Source organism: Ignavibacteriales bacterium, from assembly GCA_016709155.1.
Taxonomy (GTDB): Bacteria; Bacteroidota; Ignavibacteria; order Ignavibacteriales; family Ignavibacteriaceae; genus JADJEI01.
The window spans coordinates 327,113-348,848 of record JADJEI010000013.1; the positions used below are offsets into that span (position 1 = coordinate 327,113).

The 21,736-nt window shown below is 35.2% G+C and carries 21 protein-coding genes and 1 pseudogene; 19 read left to right on the forward strand and 3 right to left on the reverse strand.

Annotation, left to right across the window (positions count from 1 at the left end):
• The first annotated feature begins 63 nt into the window (after window positions 1-63).
• The 7 genes from IPH11_14640 (at window position 64) to IPH11_14670 (ending at window position 6,330) form a co-directional block, all read left to right on the forward strand.
• The gene (locus IPH11_14640; protein MBK6914821.1) at window positions 64-939 is read left to right on the forward strand and encodes a YicC family protein; all 876 of its coding nucleotides are present in this window, start codon (window positions 64-66) and stop codon (window positions 937-939) included.
• Between the two features lies 1 nt (window position 940).
• Window positions 941-1,516, forward strand: a complete 576-nt coding sequence (gmk, locus tag IPH11_14645) for a guanylate kinase (protein ID MBK6914822.1) — start codon at window positions 941-943, stop codon at window positions 1,514-1,516.
• Window positions 1,517-1,521: 5 nt separating this feature from the next.
• Window positions 1,522-1,818, forward strand: coding sequence for a DNA-directed RNA polymerase subunit omega (locus tag IPH11_14650; protein ID MBK6914823.1), 297 nt, complete (start codon window positions 1,522-1,524; stop codon window positions 1,816-1,818).
• A 23-nt stretch (window positions 1,819-1,841) separates the two neighbouring features.
• Window positions 1,842-3,071 carry a bifunctional phosphopantothenoylcysteine decarboxylase/phosphopantothenate--cysteine ligase CoaBC gene (gene coaBC / locus IPH11_14655; GenBank protein MBK6914824.1) on the forward strand — a complete coding sequence of 410 codons (1,230 nt, stop codon included), beginning with the start codon at window positions 1,842-1,844 and terminating at the stop codon, window positions 3,069-3,071.
• Entirely contained in the window at window positions 3,068-3,868 is an 801-nt protein-coding gene (locus IPH11_14660) for a uracil-DNA glycosylase (protein ID MBK6914825.1), read from the forward strand. The genes coaBC and IPH11_14660 overlap by 4 nt, the downstream gene beginning before the upstream one ends.
• A 191-nt stretch (window positions 3,869-4,059) precedes the next feature.
• Window positions 4,060-5,706 carry a tetratricopeptide repeat protein gene (locus IPH11_14665; GenBank protein MBK6914826.1) on the forward strand — a complete coding sequence of 549 codons (1,647 nt, stop codon included), beginning with the start codon at window positions 4,060-4,062 and terminating at the stop codon, window positions 5,704-5,706.
• 183 nt (window positions 5,707-5,889) lie between these two features.
• A complete protein-coding gene (locus IPH11_14670) occupies window positions 5,890-6,330 on the forward strand; it encodes a hypothetical protein (protein MBK6914827.1) in 441 nt (146 codons plus the stop codon).
• A gap of 185 nt (window positions 6,331-6,515) precedes the next feature.
• Here the strand turns inward: IPH11_14670 and IPH11_14675 are convergent, their stop codons facing one another.
• Window positions 6,516-6,767, reverse strand: coding sequence for a hypothetical protein (locus IPH11_14675; GenBank protein MBK6914828.1), 252 nt, complete (start codon window positions 6,765-6,767; stop codon window positions 6,516-6,518).
• Window positions 6,768-7,013: 246 nt separating this feature from the next.
• Here IPH11_14675 and dnaB point away from each other — a divergent pair, with 246 nt between their 5' ends.
• Both dnaB and IPH11_14685 read left to right on the forward strand, forming a co-directional pair.
• Window positions 7,014-8,345: a replicative DNA helicase gene (gene dnaB / locus IPH11_14680; GenBank protein MBK6914829.1), complete on the forward strand. Its 1,332-nt coding sequence runs from the start codon at window positions 7,014-7,016 to the stop codon at window positions 8,343-8,345.
• 35 nt (window positions 8,346-8,380) lie between these two features.
• The gene (locus IPH11_14685) at window positions 8,381-9,256 is read left to right on the forward strand and encodes a DUF1460 domain-containing protein (protein MBK6914830.1); all 876 of its coding nucleotides are present in this window, start codon (window positions 8,381-8,383) and stop codon (window positions 9,254-9,256) included.
• Window positions 9,257-9,269: 13 nt separating this feature from the next.
• Here the strand turns inward: IPH11_14685 and IPH11_14690 are convergent, their stop codons facing one another.
• Window positions 9,270-10,160 (reverse strand): NAD(P)-dependent oxidoreductase, encoded by an 891-nt coding sequence (locus IPH11_14690; GenBank protein MBK6914831.1) that lies wholly within the window; start codon window positions 10,158-10,160, stop codon window positions 9,270-9,272.
• A 256-nt stretch (window positions 10,161-10,416) separates the two neighbouring features.
• On the opposite strand from IPH11_14690, the gene IPH11_14695 reads away from it, so the two are divergent.
• The 6 genes and pseudogenes from IPH11_14695 (at window position 10,417) to priA (ending at window position 17,873) form a co-directional block, all read left to right on the forward strand.
• Window positions 10,417-11,148, forward strand: coding sequence for a hypothetical protein (locus IPH11_14695; GenBank protein MBK6914832.1), 732 nt, complete (start codon window positions 10,417-10,419; stop codon window positions 11,146-11,148).
• Between the two features lie 6 nt (window positions 11,149-11,154).
• Window positions 11,155-12,171 (forward strand): dTDP-glucose 4,6-dehydratase, encoded by a 1,017-nt coding sequence (gene rfbB, locus IPH11_14700; protein ID MBK6914833.1) that lies wholly within the window; start codon window positions 11,155-11,157, stop codon window positions 12,169-12,171.
• A gap of 21 nt (window positions 12,172-12,192) precedes the next feature.
• A complete protein-coding gene (locus IPH11_14705) occupies window positions 12,193-13,626 on the forward strand; it encodes an SLBB domain-containing protein (protein MBK6914834.1) in 1,434 nt (477 codons plus the stop codon).
• Window positions 13,627-13,693: 67 nt separating this feature from the next.
• The gene (locus IPH11_14710; GenBank protein MBK6914835.1) at window positions 13,694-14,737 is read left to right on the forward strand and encodes an LD-carboxypeptidase; all 1,044 of its coding nucleotides are present in this window, start codon (window positions 13,694-13,696) and stop codon (window positions 14,735-14,737) included.
• A gap of 127 nt (window positions 14,738-14,864) precedes the next feature.
• The gene (locus IPH11_14715) at window positions 14,865-15,410 is read left to right on the forward strand and encodes a hypothetical protein (protein ID MBK6914836.1); all 546 of its coding nucleotides are present in this window, start codon (window positions 14,865-14,867) and stop codon (window positions 15,408-15,410) included.
• Window positions 15,410-17,873: pseudogene (gene priA, locus IPH11_14720) on the forward strand (primosomal protein N'). Before IPH11_14715 ends, priA begins: the two are co-directional and overlap by 1 nt.
• 32 nt (window positions 17,874-17,905) lie before the next feature.
• Here the strand turns inward: priA and IPH11_14725 are convergent.
• Window positions 17,906-18,730, reverse strand: coding sequence for a YIP1 family protein (locus IPH11_14725; protein MBK6914837.1), 825 nt, complete (start codon window positions 18,728-18,730; stop codon window positions 17,906-17,908).
• A gap of 169 nt (window positions 18,731-18,899) precedes the next feature.
• Here IPH11_14725 and IPH11_14730 point away from each other — a divergent pair, with 169 nt between their 5' ends.
• The 4 genes from IPH11_14730 to amrA are packed head-to-tail and all read left to right on the forward strand — an operon-like array spanning window position 18,900 to window position 21,712.
• Complete coding sequence (locus IPH11_14730; protein MBK6914838.1) at window positions 18,900-20,276, forward strand: tryptophanase; 1,377 nt, start codon at window positions 18,900-18,902, stop codon at window positions 20,274-20,276.
• Window positions 20,277-20,322: 46 nt separating this feature from the next.
• On the forward strand, window positions 20,323-20,784 hold the full coding sequence (locus tag IPH11_14735) for a DUF4905 domain-containing protein (protein ID MBK6914839.1): 462 nt from the start codon (window positions 20,323-20,325) through the stop codon (window positions 20,782-20,784).
• The gene (locus IPH11_14740) at window positions 20,781-21,149 is read left to right on the forward strand and encodes a hypothetical protein (protein ID MBK6914840.1); all 369 of its coding nucleotides are present in this window, start codon (window positions 20,781-20,783) and stop codon (window positions 21,147-21,149) included. The genes IPH11_14735 and IPH11_14740 overlap by 4 nt, the downstream gene beginning before the upstream one ends.
• 23 nt (window positions 21,150-21,172) lie before the next feature.
• Window positions 21,173-21,712: an AmmeMemoRadiSam system protein A gene (amrA, locus tag IPH11_14745; protein ID MBK6914841.1), complete on the forward strand. Its 540-nt coding sequence runs from the start codon at window positions 21,173-21,175 to the stop codon at window positions 21,710-21,712.
• Window positions 21,713-21,736 lie beyond the last annotated feature (24 nt).

Below are 21,736 nucleotides of genomic sequence, written 5' to 3' on the forward strand. Positions count from 1 at the left end.
AATTGTTACCTTTGTTTACTGCCTAAAAATCCTTAATTTTAGCCCTCAATTTTAGAGATAATTATGATTTACAGTATGACCGGTTTCGGCAAAGGGTTAGCCACAAATAATGGACTTTCTGCCGAGGTCGAAATAAAAAGTGTTAACAGCCGATTCCTTGAAATTTTCCTTAAAATTCCTTCTTCACTTTCAAGTCGCGAGTTAGAGATTCGGGAAATTCTTCGAAATGGAATTAAGCGTGGAAAAGTTAATGTATTTATACAATTAAAAAATAATGGAATCGAAAGCGACTTTCCTGTAATTGACGAGGCGAAGGTTGCGCATTTTTTAACGGAGCTAAAAAAAATTAAAAAGAAAGCCAAACTGACCGAGAAGATTAAACTCGAACATTTTTTAGCCAACCGCGAAATTTTTTCCAATAACAATTCTGCTTTTTCTGATGATGAATTCAAAATCGTTGTTGAAGCAATTAAAGTTGCTATCAAAGATATGATGAGTATGAAAAAGAAAGAGGGGGAGGTTCTTAGAAAAGATTTATCTGTTAGAATTAAAAATATTCAACAGAAAGTGCAAGAAATAGAAACCTCTTACTCCACTGAGGTAAATATTTATTATTCGAAATTGAAAGAACGCATAGCTTCACTCTTACAAGATTCTAATTATGATGCAGACAGGTTGAAAACCGAATTAGCATTAATCGCCGACAAAGTTGATATAACCGAAGAAACAGTCAGACTAAAAAGTCATTTGAATTATTTTCTCGAAAGTCTTGATCACAGTGATGAAACAGGAAGGCGGCTTAATTTTTTATGTCAGGAATTGAATCGTGAAGCAAATACAATTTCTTCAAAATCTCTCTCGGTTTCAGTTACACATACTTCCGTAGCGATCAAAGAAGAAATTGAAAAAATTCGCGAGCAAATTCAAAACATAGAATAGCTTGAATAGTCCAATAGGAAAAATAATCGTAGTTGCAGCACCAAGCGGAGCCGGTAAAACCACGCTTGTCAGAAGTGCTCTGGCAGAGTTTCCGCAAATTGTTTTTTCTATTTCTGCCACAACACGTAAAAAACGCCCGAATGAAAAAGACGGAATTGATTATTTCTTTATTACTGAAGAAGAGTTCTTAAATAAAATTGAACAAAACCAATTTGTCGAGTGGGAAAAATTTTACGATTATTATTACGGCACTTACAAATATTTCGTTGATGATAATATAAACAACGGCAAAAACATTCTCCTTGAGATTGATGTAAAAGGGGCGCTGTCAATAAAAAAAATTTACCCTGAAGCAAAACTGATTTATATTGCACCGCCGACTAAAGAAGAGTTGATAAATCGCCTTAAAAAAAGGCAGACAGAAACTGATCAGGACCTCAAAAAAAGAATTGAGAGAATAGAATTGGAATTGAGTATGAAGGATAAATTTGATTATATTTTAATCAACAATGAATTAAACAAAGCTGCTTCCGAAATGAAAATTTTAATAAATAATCTTTTAAATAAAGGAGAATAAATAATATGTCAGGTATCGAACCAATTGACTTAAGAGAACTCGATAAAAATGTTGCTAACGTTTACGAAGGTATAGTTGTTGCCTCTAAAAGAGCAAGACAGTTGAATGATGAAAACAAAATCGAATTTCAGGCTTTGATCAGCACGATTCCAACTTCCAATGCAACTGATGACGACGCAGAGGATATTCTAAATCCGGCTCAATTAAAAATTGCACTGGAACATGAAAAAAAGGACAAACCGCATATTCAAGCCATCAAAGAAGTGTTGGCATGTAAATTTCAATACGACTATAAAAAGTAACTTAGAATTTTATTCTAAATGTCATGCATTCCGAAACTCTTAAAGGAAAAAAAATCCTTCTCGGTGTAACCGGATGTATAGCTGCTTATAAATCTGCTTTCCTTGTTAGAGAACTTGTTAAATTTGGAGCCGAGGTCAAAGTTGTAATGACTCCCTCGGCTGTTCAATTCATCAGCCCCCTTACTTTATCAGCACTTTCCCAAAATAATGTAATTGTAAAAATGTTCCCCGACTCTCAGCAATCAGGAACAGATATGACCACCTGGCATATTGATTATGCACTCTGGGCTGACTTAATGATTGTTGCTCCTGCTACAATAAACACTGTTGCAAAAATTGCTGCCGGCTTCGCTGATAATGCACTTACAACTCTGGTTACTGCTCTTCGCTGCCCTTTAATCATAGCTCCCGCTGCCGATGTGGATATGTACACTAATCCTATCACAAGGCAGAACCTTGCTAAGCTTGAATCATTCGGTCATTACATTGTGCCTGCGGAAGAAGGCGAACTTGCCAGCGGATTAAGGGGGATGGGAAGACTGCCGGAATTAGAGAAAATTATTGATTCTGTTTCTCTGATACTTTCCGGTTTTCGTAAAGATTTAACCGGACAAAAAATTTTAGTAACCGCCGGACCAACCTTCGAGGATATTGATCCCGTAAGATTTTTAGGGAACAGATCTTCAGGTAAAATGGGTGTTTCCATTGCCAAAGCTGCATGGCTTCGCGGCGCTGATGTTACTCTGATTGCAGGACCGAATTCGCAATCACTTTATCCCGAAATAAAATTAATCAACATTCGTTCTGCGACCGAAATGAAAAAAGCAGTTGATAATGAATTAAAATCAAATAACATTTTGATTATGGCTGCTGCAGTTGCCGACTTCAAGCCGATCAAAGTTGCTGATAGAAAAATCAAAAAAGATATTAAACCGTTCTCGCTTCAACTTACGCTTACTGCTGATATTCTGTCCTCACTCAAAAAGGAAAATAAATTCGTCGCTGGATTTGCACTCGAAACCGATAATGAATTGAAGAATGCAAAAACGAAAATGGCTGCTAAAAATCTCGATATGATTATTTTAAATTCATTGAATGATAAAAAAAGTGGTTTTGAATACGATTCAAATAAAATTACCATCCTTAACAAGTCAGGGAGAGTTACCAAACTTTCGCTGATGTCTAAATTTTCCGCAGCCAATAAAATCCTTTCTGAAATTATTAATAACATTTCAAATTCATCCTCAGTATGAATCAAAAACAGAAAGAAATTCTAATCAGCTCATTAGAACTTCAAAAAGAAATTTTTGGTGATGAACTTTTCGCTTCAAAAGAGAATCTAAAAAGAAAAACTGAAATAGTTTACGAGACACCTAAATCTAAAAACAAAAAATCAACTGCCGAAAAAATCGAATTGCCAAAACCTGCTGCCCCCTCTAAAGTCAAAGAACCTCAAGTAGAAATATTTAATGCTACAAAAGAACCTTGGAGTGATTCAATCTCGCTCGATGAATTAAATAAACGGATTTGTAATTGCACCAAATGCGATCTACACAAAGGACGCAACAAGTTTGTATTTGGTTCCGGCAATCCCGATGCAGACGTAATGGTAATTGGCGAAGGTCCCGGCGCAGAAGAGGATAAGCAAGGGCTTCCTTTCGTCGGAAGAGCAGGGCAGTTGCTTACCGATATTCTAAAAGCAATAAAATTCTCCCGTGATGAAGTTTATATCGGCAACATAGTTAAATGCCGCCCGCCCGAAAACCGTACACCTACCCCCATTGAAATGGAAACATGTATTCCATATTTGAAAAAACAAATTGAGCTGATAAAACCGAAAGCAATTTTATGTCTCGGTTTAACAGCTGCACAAGGCTTGTTAAAAAAGAAAGACTCGCTGACAAATATGCGCGGCAAAGTTTTTCTTTATGAAGGAATAAAAGCGATGGTTACCTATCATCCCGCAGCACTCTTGCGAAACCCAAATTGGAAAAAAGGCTGCTGGGAAGATGTAAAGCAATTCCGGAAAATGTTTGATGAGATAGTTTAAAATAGCTTTTCATAAAAATTTTAATCAATGATTAAAGCAAAATTAATTCAATGACTAACACTGGAAAAAGTTCTGTTATTCATACCGATGGGAGGGATAAATACAATATTGTGCAAAGAATTTTGTTAGCGGTCATTGTAAGACTGACAAGACGAGTTTAGAAAGACTAATATCAAAAAAAACTGAAATAAATGAAAAATATAATATTGACCATTTTAATGACCACCATCTGCAATACATTATCTGCACAAGTCATTCCCGATTTTAGTAGAGATATAAATTTTGCCGAAAGCAAATTACTTGAAATACATCCAAAACTAAGATTTGATGTAAAGGAACAAGAAAAGGTAAAACAAGCATTTTTAAGACTAAAAACAAAAGCAAATAAATTGACTGTACAGCAATTTAACATTGAATTGGTAAGGATTTTTGCATTATTAAATGATGGTCATACTATGGTTGTACTTGACACTAACCAACAATGGCTACCGTTTCGTTTATATCAGTTTGCAGACGGCCTATATATAACAGCAATTGAAGAAAATAAAAAACAATTTCTAGGAGCAAGGGTGGATCGTATCGGTAACTTGTCATGGAAAGAAGCTGTACAAATAGTAAAACCTTTCATCTCGGCAGATAATGAATGGTGGGTTAAAGAAAAAGCACCTATTTTTCTTTCTTCAGTTGATTTGCTGCAATTTGTGAATATTACTACAAACAAAACGGTTGAACTAACAGTTGAAAAAAACGGCAAGAAAGAAGTCCTTTCTTTTGAAGCAAGATCTGGAGATTATAAACATATACGTTGGATGGGATGGGGTGAAATGTTTGGTCCATTTATAAACCTGGCAGCCTTTAAACCTGAATATCTTTCTTTTGATTTTAGGGAAAACAAGCCTGAAATACCTTTGCATTTACGCTTAAGACAACCATATCATTTCAATTTTATTGATTCAACAAAAACTTTATTTTTTCAATATAATTTTGTTCAAAGAAATTGGGATGATTTGACAAGCAAACATTTTTTTGATTCACTATTTAATTATGCTGATTTACACAAAATAGATATTAAACGGTTTGTAATTGACATACGATACAATAGTGGTGGTGATGGAACCCTCCTTAAACCATTTATTTTACACCTGATGCAAAGACCTTGGTTACAAGAATACGGAAAACTTTTTGTAATTACTGGTAGAAAAACATTTAGTGCAGGAATTATGGCCTATTCAGAACTTATAAAATATTCCAATGCGATTTTTATTGGAGAACCTGGTGGTGCAGGTCGGAACCATTATGGCGATGCTACAGAATTAGAATTACCAGATACAAAAATAAGATTTCAGATTTCCACTCTTTTTTGGCAAACTGGCTTTCCTTCAGATACTTCTCACTTTTTCGCTCCAGATTTTCCAGTCAGTTATGAAGCATTAACTTATTTTAGTGGTGAAGATGATGCAATGGCAACTATTGATAAAGGTCTTATAAAACTAACAAACTTGGTAAGAAGTAAAACAAATGATGAAGTAAAACTTGCCTACAAAAATTACAAACAGTGGTTTCAAACACACGAATACTGGTGGAAACCCTTTTCTGAAGATGAAATGAATACGGCAGGTTATGACTTACTTGGTATTGGTAAAATTAAAGAAGCCATTACAGCTTTTGAACTGAATTCAGTGGAATATCCTGATTCATGGAATGCTTGGGACAGCCTTGGAGAAGCATATTATGCAAATGAAGAAATAGAGAAGTCTATATTTGCTTATGAAAAGTCCTTAAAATTGAACCCTAATAATTCTTCAGCTATAAAAATGTTAAAGAAAATGCGTGACTAAAACAAAAACAACAAACCGCTAACAAAGGCTATATGCAATTAGGGTTTCAGTGATAATTCAAGCATTTTACCCCGCATAAGATTTCGTGTAAGTGGACAGGAAGAAGCCCGCAATCACTTACTGCATATAGCCTCAACCGTTATGCACAACACGTGGACAAAAAATAGCTGACAAATTATAATTATGAAACAAATAACACTACTATTATTGATTGGGTTTGGACTGTGGGTAGGTTGTTCTCAATCCATTGAAAAAGATGACCCGCAAAAATTAAAGGACATGCTTGTTGACTATTTTGACGGAATTAAAAATGTAGATTTAAAAAAGATGAACGAAAACACAACTACTGATTATTTACTTTTTGAAAGCGGAAAAATTTGGAACAACGATAGTCTTTATAGACATCTCCAAAATCGTACTGATACAAGGATTAAGTTTCGATTTGATAACTTTAAAATTTACGTGGACAATGAAAGTGGACACATTTCATATTTCAATTATGGTGACTTCTATGTTGGTGATACTTTGCGTAACACAAAGGAATGGGTAGAGAACGCAACATTCAGGAAAGAACAGGGTAAGTGGAAAATAGATTTTTTACAATCAACCTTAAAAAGTAAATGAATAAGTGACTTCGGTACACAAAAGAGAATTTATAATAGGTGCCCATAGTTTTATCATTCCCCAAACTTCGGCGCATGATGGAAGAATCCCATCCTTCCAAATACGACAAACTCTCTCTCCCAAATAGAAACCTTAAACTTCTTTGACATAACTGTCATACTAATTGATAAAAATGTCACACTCCATTAGCAAACTCGTAACTGCCAGTATGAAAAGCCCACTGCCGAAGTAAAAAAGCGCACTGCAAAGTTGAAAAAGCTTACTACCGAGGTAAAAAAGTCCACTGCAAAGTTGAAAAAGCTTACTACCGAAGTAAAAAAGTTCACTGCAAAGTTGAAAGAGCCCACTGCCGAAGTAAAAAAGCCAACTGCCAAAGTAAAAAAGCCAACTGCCAAAGCAAAAATCCCAACTGCAACAATGAAAATTCTTTCATCCATTAAATTCCTAATTCTAAATTCTACATTGTACATTGTAAATTGTCTATTACCTTATTTACATTAAACAATTTTTATACGATATTTGAACCCCGAATCATCGGAAAAATTTAATTGTATTAATTCGAAAGAGATTTACAGTAATTGGCTAAAGCAAAAAATTATATATCATCAGAAATTGATAAACTCATTCCCGCAGACGTGAAGCCGCCTGCTGCTCCGGAAATAGAAGCTTCAGTACTCGGCGCAATGCTGATTGAAAAAGAAGCCGTACCCAAAGCATTGGAATTACTCACCCCCTCCAGTTTTTATCTCAAAGCACATCGCCTGATATTCGAGGCAATGGTCAGCCTGTTCGAATCAAGCGAACCGATTGACACAGTAACGCTTTACGAAGAACTGAAAAAGAGAGAACAAATAGAAGACGTCGGTGGTGCAGTTTACCTCAGCAAACTTTCACAAAATATTTCTTCTGCTGCCAACATAGAATTCCACGCAAAAATTATTTTAGAAAAAGAAATTTTAAGAGGATTGATTTCCAGCTCACACGAAATTGCAAGAGCAGCATACTCCGGCACTGATGATGCATTTGAAATATTAGACCGTGCCGAAAGAAAAATATTTGAAATAACAGAATCACATCTGAAAACATCCTTCAAGTCAATGGATAGAGCAGTCCGCGAAGCTCTCGAATACATTGAAGCAATTCATTCATCTTCCACACAAAAATTTTCTGTTCCCACCGGCTTTTATGAATTAGACGAAATGCTCGGCGGCTTGCAAAAATCCGATCTTGTTATTATAGCTGCAAGACCCTCCATGGGAAAAACTGCACTCGCACTATCATTGGCTCGTAATGCTGCAATTGATCATCAAGTGCCGATTGGAATTTTCAGTCTTGAAATGTCCACAATGCAATTGATAATTCGTTTACTTTGCGCCGAAGGAAGACTTAATGCGCACTTAGTCCGAACCGGAAAACTTCCGCAGGAGGAGGGAAGAAAGCTAAGTAAAAACGTACATAAATTAATTAACGCTCCAATTTATATTGACGATACTCCGTCACAAACTGTTCTTGAGATAAGAGCGAAAGCAAGAAGATTAAAAAGCGAAAAAAATATTGGGTTGATTATAATTGACTATCTGCAGTTGATGCAGGGACCTTCAAATGCGGAATCTCGTGAGCGGGAAATATCTCACATCTCACGCTCGCTTAAAGCACTCGCTAAAGAATTAAACATTCCCGTCCTGGCTTTATCACAGTTAAATCGTTCGGTGGAAACAAGAACTGATAAACGCCCCCTGCTTTCAGATTTACGCGAGTCAGGTTCAATTGAACAGGATGCAGATGTCGTTATCTTTTTAAATCGCCCGGAGCAAAATGGAATTAAAAATTTTGACGATGAGAATAAAACTCCAACAGAAGGAATCGCTGAAGTCATCATTGGCAAGCAGCGAAATGGTCCTACAGGTGAAGTGAGATTAGCATTTATAAAAGAGTATGCTCGTTTTGAAAACTTAGCTCATCAAAGACAGATTCAGGAGTATGCTGCTGTCCAAACTGACGATGATATTATTTGACGGAAAATCTATTATCCGATCAACGGTGGAAAAAAATGAAATTGACTAAAGCTGCGTTGTTAATCTTTTTATTATTTATTTCAGTAGGTTTATCTGCACAGGTATTTTCCGAATCCGATGTAGAAATTTGTAATTCGAAATTCGACCTTGCTTTTGAAAAATCGCTTAGTCAAAAACCAATCAACGAAATAATAAGTGAAGTAGCAAAAACATTTCTCGGTGCTGATTATAAAGCCTCAACTCTCGAAAACTCAAGTGATGAAAATTTGGTGATCAATCTATCTGCGTTTGATTGCACAACATTTATCGAAAACGTAATTGCTATTTCAAGATGCATCCAAAGAAATAAAACTACATTTGAAGATTATCTTGCGGAGTTGCAGTTTATTCGTTATAGGGATGGGCAAATTGATCAATACCCTTCACGCCTGCATTATTTTTCTGATTGGATTTTTAATAACTCAAACAAAAAAATCTGCAATGATATAACTAAAAATCTTGGCGGTGTACCAATTTCATTTCCTGTAAATTATATAACAACTCATCCCGATAGTTATTCGCAATTGAAAGCAAACGAAGAATTTATTTCGTTAATTCGAAAACAAGAAAAAGAAATAAGCAGTCGAATGTATTATTTCATTCCCAAAAGTTCCATAAAAGAAGTTGATGAAAAAATAAATGATGGTGATTTGATAGCTTTCACGACAAATATTGATGGACTTGATATCGGTCATGTTGGTTTGGCGATCAGGATGGGGGATGGTAAAATTCATTTACTTCACGCTCCGGTTGTCGGCTCTAAAGTTCAAATTTCTGAATTACCACTATCGGATTACATTAATAAAGTAAAGAAGCACACGGGAATTATCGTCGTTCGATTAATTGATGTAAACTCTGCCGGGTTGAAATAATTTACTAATTATCTCAACTTTTTCGCCGCTCCGATATTATCTCCATTAAACTTTCTTCAATAGATTTTGATTTGATACCAAAAGATTGGAGTTTATCGGTGTTTAGTGAAACGTCTTTCACTTGCGGATAATTTGGAATTTCCTTCATTGATATTTTATTCAGAAGATTTTTATTATAACCGGCAGTTTCACAAAGTAATTCTCCAAGTTCAAAACGGTCTATTCGATTTAGTCCGGCAAAGTTTATTGTTTCAGATTTTATGTCAAGCTCAACAATTTCAGAGATCATCCTCGCAGCTTCAATTAAACTCAACGGAGTGCGAAACTGATCTATAAATAAATTGATAGGAATATTTTGTGAAAGACTATCAAACATTCTATCAAAAAAACTTCTCGAGTGATTTAACCCGAACCCGAATAATAGTGCCGTGCGAAGGATGAGATAATTATCAAAAGTTTCTTTGATTTTCGTTTCACCTTTTAATTTCGTTTCAGCATAAACAGATATTGGTTGAAGTAAAGCATCCTCTTTCAACATTGATCCTTCATTACCTGAATAAACAAGATCTGTAGATGTATAAATTAATTTTGACTTGAAGTTTTCACATTGCTGAGCAATTAGTTCAGTTGCAGTCACATTCACTCGCTCATAATCTTCTAAATTATATTGTCCGTTTAGGATTGGGTTAGTTATGGCAGCCGTGTGAATTACAATCTGCGGTTGAAATGATTCGAAGACTCCGCGAGTGAATTTCTCATCAATAATGTTTCCACGAACAAAATTATGACGAGTACAATTTCCTGCATTCGAGTGATACAGTGTCAGAATTTCATTTTTTTTTGAAAGCGAAATATTCAGATACTGTCCTAACAATCCACTTCCGCCGGTAACCAAAATTTTCATATTTTAATCCAAGGTTTCTTTTGCAACAATTATGAACGATATAAGTAACGGTAAAAAACAAACTGCGAATTAACACTAATATTTCAAAAAATTAAATTCGTGTAAATCAGTGAAATTCATGGCATAAAGTAATTTTTTTATCCCAACCTTAACTCTCCAGGTAGAAATTGAACAAAGTCTAAATAGAAATACCAAAAGGTTAGAATTGGAATTTCTAAAGTGCTTTGGTAAATTTATCAATAACTTAAGAAAGATTATGAAAAAAATATTCCTGTTGATAGTAATACTATTAACTTTAGCCAGTTTGATAAAAGCACAAGGAAGCAAAATGTTTGACGCACCCTTCGGAATGGGTGGTGGATATCTTCCAACCTGGAATTTTATTAACACTTATGAGTTGAACAATACTTTGTTATCTGCAAATTTTCCCGCGGTTACAAAATCTGGTTTTTTCAGTTCAGGTGGAGCCGGATTTGCTTATATCGGTTTCGTGCCCAATCTTCGGATTGGCGGAATGGGTTTTGGCGGTTCAACTTCCGAAAAAACATTAGCTGGAAATGAAAATCGAGAAACAGTTGTTTCTATCAGTGGCGGCGGCGTTACTATAGAATATACTTTCCCGTTTATAAAAAACGTCGGCGTTTCTTTAGGAACTTTAATCGGAGGGGGCAGTTATCAAATCGAATTGTTCAAAAACAGCGGATCATTTTCCTGGAATGAAATTATAAATGAAATCGGAACTTCAACTGCAACAGCAAATTACAACCGAAGATTAATAAATAACTTTTTTCTCATCAGTCCCGCAATCAATATTGAAATTCCGATTTATTACCTGGCGGCTGTAAGACTTGGTGCCGGTTATTCTTTTACGCTTGGCGATAACTGGGAAGTAGAAAATGGTTTGGAACTTTCAAATGTTCCATCAAAAATTAATGGCAACCATTTCTATATTCAAGCTGGAATATTTTTGGGATTATTTTCTTATTAAAATTTTATGAAAAATTTATTGGTTACAGGCGGAGCTGGATTTATCGGCAGTAATTTCCTCAATTATATTCTGAACGATACAGACGAGTACAACATTATAAATCTTGATAAACTAACCTACGCCGGAAATCTTGAAAACCTAAAATCAATTGAGGCGAAAAAGAATTATCGTTTTATAAAGGGCGATATCTGTAATTCCGAACTTGTTAGATATTTGTTTGAAAAATATAAAATTAAATATGTAATAAATTTTGCTGCCGAGTCACACGTTGATAGAAGTATTCTCGGATCAAAAATATTTTTTCAAACTAATGTAATAGGAACAAATGTTTTGCTTGAAAATGCCAGACAATTTGAAGTGGAAAAATTTCTTCAAGTCTCAACCGATGAGGTTTACGGCAGTCTTGGTTCTGAGGGCTATTTTACAGAATCAAGTAATCTCTCACCAAACAGCCCTTACAGTTCGAGCAAAGCTTCAGCAGATATGATGGCTTTAGCATTTTATCACACCTACGGACTTCCGATTGTCATTACCCGCTGTTCAAATAATTATGGGACTTATCAATTTCCTGAAAAGTTAATTCCACTTATGATCATTAATGCACTCAATAATAAAAAGCTCCCTGTTTACGGTGATGGAATGAATGTGCGTGATTGGATTTATGTCATTGATCATAACATTGCAATTAGAAAAGTTTTTGAGAAGGGAGATGTTGGAGAAGTTTATAACATTGGTTCAAATAATGAAAAGCCTAACATTGAAATTGTTAAATTGATATTGAAAAAATTAAATAAATCGGAGGAGCTAATCCAATACGTAAAAGATCGCCCCGGTCACGATAGACGTTATGCGATTGATTCAACTAAAATGAAAAACAAACTCGGATGGCAGCCATTGTACCCATTTGAAACTGCAATCAACGATACAATTGATTGGTACCTCGAAAATAAAAATTGGTGGGAACGAATAATCAACGGTGAGTACACAAAATATTATTCACTTCAATACGAAAATATTAATTAGAAACTTAAATCAGAGACTTAAATGAAAATTCTTCTTAAAACTTTTTTATTCATTTCTATTATAAACATTTCTTTTGCTCAGATATCAACAACCGATAATTCAAATTTATTTTTGAGCACTTCAACATTAAACGTCTCAATAGGCGGAAGTTTTTTAGTGACAGGTTCATTCTCTGCACTAATTACTGAGCGAGTTGATGCTTTTGTCACAAGGATTTATACTGAAGCGAAAGAAAAATCTCTCAGAATCACGAACGACCCTGAAGAGTTGTTAAAGTTGAAGAAGGAACTTGAAAATTATTCGCTTAGAAATATCACATTAAAACGAGTCAATGGCGAAGTATTAAAACTTGATTTGCTGAAGTTCAGAGTAAACGGAGATTTTATTAATAACCCCTACCTCAAAAATGATGACGTACTTTTATTCGAACCAATGGATCTTGAAATAAATTATTTCTCAATTAGCGGCGCAGTAAATAAACCGGGTAAATACCCTTTTGTTGACGGGGATAAAATATCAGACGCAATTGAACTTGCTCTTGGATTAAATAAAGCATACGATAAAGTACTCCGTTATGAAATTCGCCGGCTTTCTTATGACGGAACAGAATTACAAAAAATTGATACCGGGTTGAATGCCGATTACGCATTACAACGAGGCGATCGCATTGTGATTCTCACCGATGAAACGCAGCGAAGAGATTTTAATGTACTCGTTCTTGGTGAAGTAAATTCACCCGGTTTAATTCCTATTAATAAAACTGGTTTACCTCTTAAACAAATTATTGAAGAGGCGGGGGGATTAACAAACAGTGCTTCATTAAATGGGGCAAAAATATTTACCGGAAACAGTATAACATTTCTTATGCAAAAGTTATATGGATTCAAGACTGAAGACTACTACACTGAAAATCAGCAAAAAATATTTAACGCTTTGGTTGACTTACAATCCAAGATGATGATTCGTATGTCTAATCTAACAGAAGTTGACACCACTTATTTTTTTCTTGAAGATGAGTTAAGGGTGCTTACAGAAAGTGCTGCAATAGATTTCAATAAAGTTTACGAAGAAGGTTCTCCCGAATCACATTACATTGTAAAGGATGGGGACGTTATTTTTATCCCGCAGCAAGATCACAATGTATACGTATATGGACAAGTGCCACAACCGGGAAAAATTCCTTTTGTGCAGGACGCTGATTATCAATCCTATATTGAAAAAGCAGGTGGATTTGGAGAATATGCTGATGATGAAGTAATGCTTATAAAAGCCCATAGCAGGGAATGGCTGCCGATTACCGAAAATGAGTACAAAATTGAAGAAGGTGATTTTATTTATGTGCCCCGTATCCCTATCCATTCTTTCAATTATTACGTATCACGGTTTGGAACTTATTTAGGTATAGTAGCAAGTGCTGCAACAATTGTTTTGTTACTGATACAATTTGGTAAATAATACTTAAAATTATTTTCTAATTTCTGTTCTGAAAAATTAATTCGAAAGAAATTCTACTGAAATAGAAATGAACAGAAAAGTTTTTCTAAAAAAATCGGCTGCTGCCGGCTTTGCACTTCCGCTTATTGGAAATTCCTTTTTAAGGGAGGTGGGTATACACCCTATCATCAAGCCTTCGAAATTAAGTAAAGGTGATACTCTTGCTCTCGTTACTCCGGGAAGTTACATAACTGAAGACGAACTTCAGCAATCAATTGATAATCTTCAGCAGCTCGGTTTCAATGCTGTTTATTCGAATAAACTTCTTTTACAGAATGGATATTTCTCTGCAACTGATGCAGAGCGTGCAAATGATTTGATGGATATGTTTAAACGGAAGGATGTTAATGGAATTGTTTGTGCTCGCGGCGGCTATGGCTGTGCGCGTATTATGCCTTTGTTGGATTATGATGTTATAATGTCAAACCCAAAAGTTCTTATCGGTTACAGCGATGTTACAGCTCTTCATCTTGGTATATTTAAAAAAACAGGATTGATAACATTTCACGGACCTGTTGCTACTTCTACATTTAATGATTTTACAAAAGAATATTTCGATAAAGTCTTGATCAATCCTCAAAAAGACACCGTACTCATAAATTCAACAAGCGGTGAAGATGAAAATATTTATGGAGTTACAACATTAGTGAATGGAGAAGGAGAGGGAATTTTAACAGGCGGAAACCTTTCCATTGTCGTTTCACTTATTGGAACTGAGTTTGACATCGAAACAAAAAATAAAATAATATTTCTTGAGGAAATAGGAGAAGAGCCTTACCGCATTGATCGTATGCTGACTCAAATGATTCAGGCAGGAAAGTTTGATAATGCCGCAGGAGTAGCGATGGGAATATTTAGGAATTGTGAATCAAAATTAGATAACCCATCCTTTGAAAAATCTTTAACTTTAATGGAAGTTCTGCACGATAGGCTGGGCAATTTGAAAATACCTGTTGTTTATGGAATGTCCTTCGGACACGTTAAAGATAAATTCACTTTGCCTTTTGGCATCAATGTAAAACTAAGTGCAGATGTGCAAACCATTGCGCTGTTGGAAGAAGCTGTGAATTAATGTAAGGCTGCGAATCTCAGAAATGTAACTTGCTCCGTTTCTAAACGTATAAAATAAAATGAAGTCTATTTCGAAAATTCTGATATTTTAACTAATGAAAATGAAACACTTATCAAAAGGAAATTTTATGAAACACTATTTAATTTTAATATCAATAATAATTAGCGGTACAATACTCTCCGGCTGTCTTCAATTCAAAACAGTTTCGTACGAAGTAACATTGTTTACAGAAAACAGCGGTGAGGTGATAATTCAAATCAATGATATTCGATCGGATGCAAAAACTGATGAAGCATTTGAAGAAGATAAAACAGCACTATTCGAAACTATACTTGGAAGTCAGCAGTTTATAGATGATATGAACAATGAAGGAAAGTTTATTTCTTCCCGTGATTTATTTGTGGAGAATGGAAAATTAAATGGAAAAGGAGTTTACCGCTTTGATGAAATTGGTAAAGTTGAAGGGATGGTGTATGACGATGAATTCTACTATATTACTTTCGAACCTTTAGATTCTATTGTCTCAACAAATGGTCAAATATTTATCACAGATCAGTACAAAAGAATTGTCTGGGATAAATCATTTAAAACACTAAAATTTCAAATGCTAAGTAATGCATTTGAATTGGAAAGTTACCGTGAACTGGCACCCTTCTATCCGACGAAAAAATAATGTTTGTTGAATTAGTTTTTCCTCTGCCTTTTAGAAATACATTCACCTATACAGTACCGGAGGAGCTTGAAGATTTTATAAAGGTTGGTGTGCGTGCAGTCGCTCCCTTTGGCAAAAGAACAATAACAGGATTTATCGTTAAAGCTGCATTAACAGCCGAGAAGATTGAAAACATAAAACCGATAATAGATGTACTTGATGAACTTCCTGTCTTTGATGAAAAATCATTGAAGTTTTATAACTGGCTTTCAGATTATTATTTATCATCACTTGGAGAAGCACTGCGATTAGCTGTTCCGCAGGGGACAGACATTGAATCAAAAAAAGAATTCAATCCGATAGAAACTTTTGTTTGCAGCTTCTTTCAAAAGAACAAAATAAAAACTCTACGCGATCAAAAATACTTAAAGTAATTTCTGAGCATGAAGAAATTAGCTTGTCTTATCTTCAAAAATCAATAAATAAAAAAAATATTTATTCTTCTCTTCGAACACTTCAAAACGCAGGAGCAATAACTGTTATTGATGAATTGGAGAATGCAAGAGTTAAAGAAAAAACAGTTAAGTATATCAAACTGAATCTGCCTCTTGCTGAAATCTATTCTTACTTACCGGAAATTGAAAACAGATCACCAAAGCAGATAAAAATCCTTCTTGAATTAATATCTGCAAAAGGAAAACCACTACCTTTACAGGAAACTCTAAAAAAAACTGATGGCTCAAAATCTTCTGTTGATTCACTTGTCGAAAAAAATCTTATCGCTGTCTTCGATAAAGAAATAGAACGTATTTATTCGGAGTATTATAAAGAAGAGCATACAAAACTGAAACTTACTAATCAGCAATATGATATTGTCAATGAAATCGACACCGAAATTACTTCCGAAAAGTTTAGAACATACTTACTCCACGGAGTTACAGGGAGCGGCAAAACACAAGTCTATATTGAGTTGACAAAAACTGCACTTGCCGCAAATAAAACTGTACTGATACTTGTTCCTGAAATATCGCTGACGCCTCAAATGACTTCGCGGCTGTTTAATAATTTTGGTGACACCGTATCGGTTATTCACAGTAGAATGTCTTTGGGTGAAAGATATGATTCGTGGCGAAGAATTTTAAAAGGAAAATCCAGAGTCGTTGTTGGTGCTCGTTCAGCATTGTTTGCACCTCTTAAAAACATCGGATTGATTTGTGTGGATGAAGAACATGATGCCAGTTACAAACAAACAGATCTAATTCCACGATACAATGCGCGGGATGCTGCTATTATTCTTGCAAGCATAAATGATTGTCCTGTTGTTTTAGGCTCTGCTACTCCCTCCATTGAAAGCATGTATAACGCAATTACCGGGAAGTTTAAATTAGTTGGATTGCCGGAGCGAATTGATGATGCCAAAATGCCTGCTATCAAACTTGTGAATGTAGCAGTTGAAAGAAAAAGAAAAAGATGGATAATGTCTTCTCTAAAATTCTTCTAGATCACATTGAACAAAGGTTGAAGAAAAAAGAAGGTGTAATTATTCTTCAAAACAGAAGGGGTTTTTCAACTCAACTATACTGCGAAGATTGTGGTGAGTTGGAAGTATGTGATAATTGCTCGGTTCCGATGGTCTATCATATTAATAAAAATATTTTGCAATGTCACTACTGCGGCTTAGAAAAGAAAACACCACCTGCCTGCACGCACTGCGGTTCAATTTCGTTAAAATATTTCGGGGCTGGCACGGAAAGAGTAGAAGATGAGTTGCAGTTCTATTTTCCAAATGCAAAAATCAAAAGAGTTGATTCTGATTCAATCTCTAAAAAAAATGCTTTAGGGAAAATTCTTCTTGAGTTCAGCAAGGGTGAAATTGAGATTCTTGTTGGTACACAAATGGTTTCGAAAGGATTGGATTTTGCACGCGTAACATTGGTGGGGGTAATCTCTGCAGAAACAACTTTGTGGCTTCCTGATTTTCGTGCTGACGAAAGAACTTTCCAATTGCTCACTCAAGTTGCGGGCAGAGCCGGAAGAAGCAAAGTTGAAGGTGAAGTTGTCATTCAAACTCAGAATGAAAAGAATTTTACGCTTCAAAAAGTTTTGCATACTGACTATAAAGGATTTTATGAACGAGAAATATTTGATAGAGAAAAACTTGGATACCCGCCATTTACAAGAATTGCATTGATTGAAACAAAAGATATGGATTTAAAAAAAGCCGAAGGTGCTATTAATGATTTTTACAAATATTTAATTGCTTACAGCAGACAGTTAAAAATCACCCATCCAATACCCGCAATGATTGCAAGATTAAAAGGGTTGTATAGATTTCAACTTGTAATTAAAAGCAGTCGTAAAACAGATCCTGCCGGAAAAATACTTCGAACTGCTATCTTGAATTCATTAGTGGAATTCAACAAACGATCTCGCTACAAAGATGTGAGAATACTTTACGATGTTGATCCTCAATCAATTATGTAGAGACGTAGCGAACTACGTCTCTACATTTTTAATTAGCCGTTCAGAAAACTAAGGAATGGCACTGCCTTAGAAATAGCATAGAACATCAAGCTCCCCAAAATCCAAACAAGCAAAACCATTGCAATATAATTTATCGTACTTTTTACTCTAAACATCTTCGCTAATCCAATACCAACAACTATATATGCCCAAATCGAAATTGGGTCGAGTTTTGCAAGAAGCCATCCGACCATGGTTGACTTATCTGCGTCAATAAAAGTCGCCACGCTTATATCATTCATTAGCTTACCAAATGCCAATGCTAATATCGCAGCCAAAATAATTTGAATCATCGAGATGTAACTTGTCAATCCGCTTGCAACCAATGCTGAAGAATAACTGCCGCTTCCTTTCAGTACTATTTTAGAAAAGAAGAAATAAATTCCCGAGATAATAAAGAAGAATATAAATCCAATAACAAAAATTGAAACAGTTTGAATTACCATTCCAATTACACCCCTGCCTTGATCCATCTGGTCCATAATTTTGTCAATTTGCTCATCAGCTTGAGATTGTGTCATTTGACCATTTTTAACTGCATCAGCAAAACTTTTTTCGATATTCTGTTTTGCTTTCTCTTTCATTTGAAATGCTATTTCACTGTTGCTCATCATTAATATTTGTGATAAAGCTACAAGGACCAGTAAGATGAACATTGGCAAAGCCCAATCAACTGTTCTTGCTGGAAAGTTAGATACTTTTTCGAATGTTGCTGCGGGTTCTGTGAACACTCCGATCATTTTATCGGAATGACTTAACTCCTGTTCTGCTGGAGTTTCGATTTGCTGATCCTGATCGGTTCCTTCAAAGTTTTCCATCTGATCTCCAAATTATTTTTTTTGTGTTAAGCGAACATATTTAAAGTCGACTCAAAAGGCAATCAAATTTTTACAAACAGCAGTCAAAATAAGTTTTTATTTCGGCTTCAATACTTAGCCTGATTCACTAAATTTGAATTATAAAATTTTAAAACTATACGGAAGCATAATGAAAACGAAGACAATCATTGAACCATTCAAAATTAAATCTGTCGAACCGATAAAATTTACCAATCGCAGCGAAAGAGAAGTGCTATTAAAAGAAGCAGGTTCCAATCCTTTTATGCTTCACGCCGAAAATATTTTAATTGATCTGCTGACCGACAGCGGAACTTCCGCCATGAGCGCAAAACAATGGGCGGGAATAATGGATGGTGACGAATCTTATGCCGGTTCAAAGAGTTTTTACAGATTTGAGGCTGCAGTTAAAAAAATAACCGGAATGAACTTTATTATTCCGACTCATCAAGGAAGAGCAGCCGAGAAAATTCTTTTCTCGATAGTTGGAGGAAAAGGGAAATACATCCCGAACAACACACATTTTGATACTACAAGAGCAAACATAGAATTCTCCGGCGCCGAAGCCGTTGATCTGTTAAACGAGGTGGGGAAACATCCTGAAATGCGTGCAGACTTCAAAGGGAATATGGATGTTAAAAAACTTGAGTTATTTATTCAAAAGGTTGGGGCAGAAAATATTCCTCTTTGTATGATAACTATTACAAATAATTCCGGCGGCGGGCAGCCTGTTTCAATGCAGAATATCCGTGAGACAAAGCAAGTCTGCAAAAAATATGACATCCCGCTTTTTATTGATGCGTGCAGATTTGCCGAGAATGCCTGGTTCATCAAGAAACGAGAAAAAGGATACGAAAATAAAACTCCATTAGAAATTGCACAGGAAATATTTTCTTATGCCGATGGTGTTACGATGAGCGCTAAAAAGGATGCGCTCGTAAACATCGGCGGTTTCCTTGCTATGAATGATGAAGAGTTATCCATGAAATGCCGCAATCTTTTAATTGTTACCGAGGGGTTTCCAACTTACGGCGGATTAGCTGGCAGAGATCTCGAAGCAGTTGCGCAGGGTCTTGAAGAAATCCTCGACGAGCATTATCTTGAATATCGAATTCGCAGTGTAGAATATCTCGGTGAAAAGCTTGTAAATGCCGGAGTTCCAATTATCGAACCTCCTGGCGGACATGCGATTTATATTGATGCAAAAAGATTTTTACCCGATATTCCGGCAGATCAATATCCGGGGCAATCAATAGTTTGTGAGTTGTATCTGGAAGGTGGGGTTCGTGCAGTAGAAATCGGCAGTGTGATGTTTGGAAAATATGACGAGAATAAAAAATTGATTCCTGCAATGATGGAACTTGTGCGATTAGCAATTCCACGCAGGGTTTATACACAAAGCCATATTGATTATCTGACAGAAATTATAATTGAAGTATTTAAAAACCGAAGCAAACTTCATGGTTATAAAATAATTTATGAAGCGCCCATGCTTCGTCATTTTACTGCAAAATTTCAACCTTTGTAACCACTAAAATTTTTATTGACAAAATGTGAAAAAATTATTTTGATTAATGAAACTTCTAAAACTATACAGCTATAGTAACAATAAACAAATCTGGCGGATCATTCCAACTACAAGCGATAAAATTGCAATTGAAGAGAGAACACCCGATAAGCAAGTTTTTTTCTCCTGCTTTCATTTGAACGATGGACGAAAAATATTTTCTGATTACCAGTTAGATGAAAAATACTGGATAGGTATTGAAGCCATTCATAACGACATAATTTATTTTCACAAATACGAAAAACCTGATATGCCGACGCATAGAGGAATAATCGCTCTTGATATTCCTTCGCAACGGGAATTATGGCGCAATGAAGATTATTATTTCTCTTTTATTAGTGATGAAAAAATATTTTGTAAGAGGCAGTTCTTTGAATCCAGTGAATATTTTTCTGTAAATCTATTGAGCGGTGAATCCGATGATAATCTTCTTATTGAAAAAGATGATATTGAAGAAAAAAACTATTGACTGAAAATGAATTAAATTATGACTCGTATAAATTCCCTCAAAAGTGGTTTGCAAACGAAAGCGATTCATTAATTAATGATAAAAAGTTAAATGAACTTTTAAATAGCGAACCTGTTGCTGGTAATATTGAATTTATTACGGTTAATGAAAACCTATTAATCAGTTATAATGTTTTGGAAAAGGGTAATCTTTTTACCAATAATTTTAAAATGATTAATTTAACCACAGGTGAAATTAATTATGAAACTACTTTAGCTGATTATTCGAAAACGATGCTTTTGGATTCATTTTTTATCAAAGATAATTATTTATTTTTATTAAAAGGTAAAAATAGTCTTGATGTTTTTTATCTGAGTAAATTATAGCGAGGATGAAATGAACTTGACTGATGAAGAAAAAAATATTGCTTTCAGCAGCACGATTTTCTATTAATGCAGTGTACGACAACTCAACCCCACCGCAAATTGATTATACTAAATATCCAAATCTTAAAATTAATACGGGGGCATTTGTTACATTAACAAAAGGAAAAAGATTAAGAGGTTGTATAGGCAATATCATTGCCGAGCAGCCACTATTCCAAACCGTTTGCGAGATGGCAGTTCATGCTGCTATACACGATCCAAGGTTTCCACCACTTCGCAAAAGTGAACTTGACGAAATTGAAATTGAAATATCGGTGTTATCCATTCCTCATTCGATAAATTCATACAATGATATTGAAATTGGAAGAGACGGATTGATCCTCGACGAAATAAATTCGGCAGTTTTACTTCCGCAAGTTCCAATAGAACACAGTATGAATAAAGAACAATTCTTAAGTGCGCTTTGTGAAAAAGCTGGATTGCATCCAAACACTTGGAGAGAGCGGCAATTAAAATTAAAAACATTTACAGCATTAGTATTCAGTGAAAATAAAAACTCGTAGCACAGTCTTCAATCTGTGCCCGTA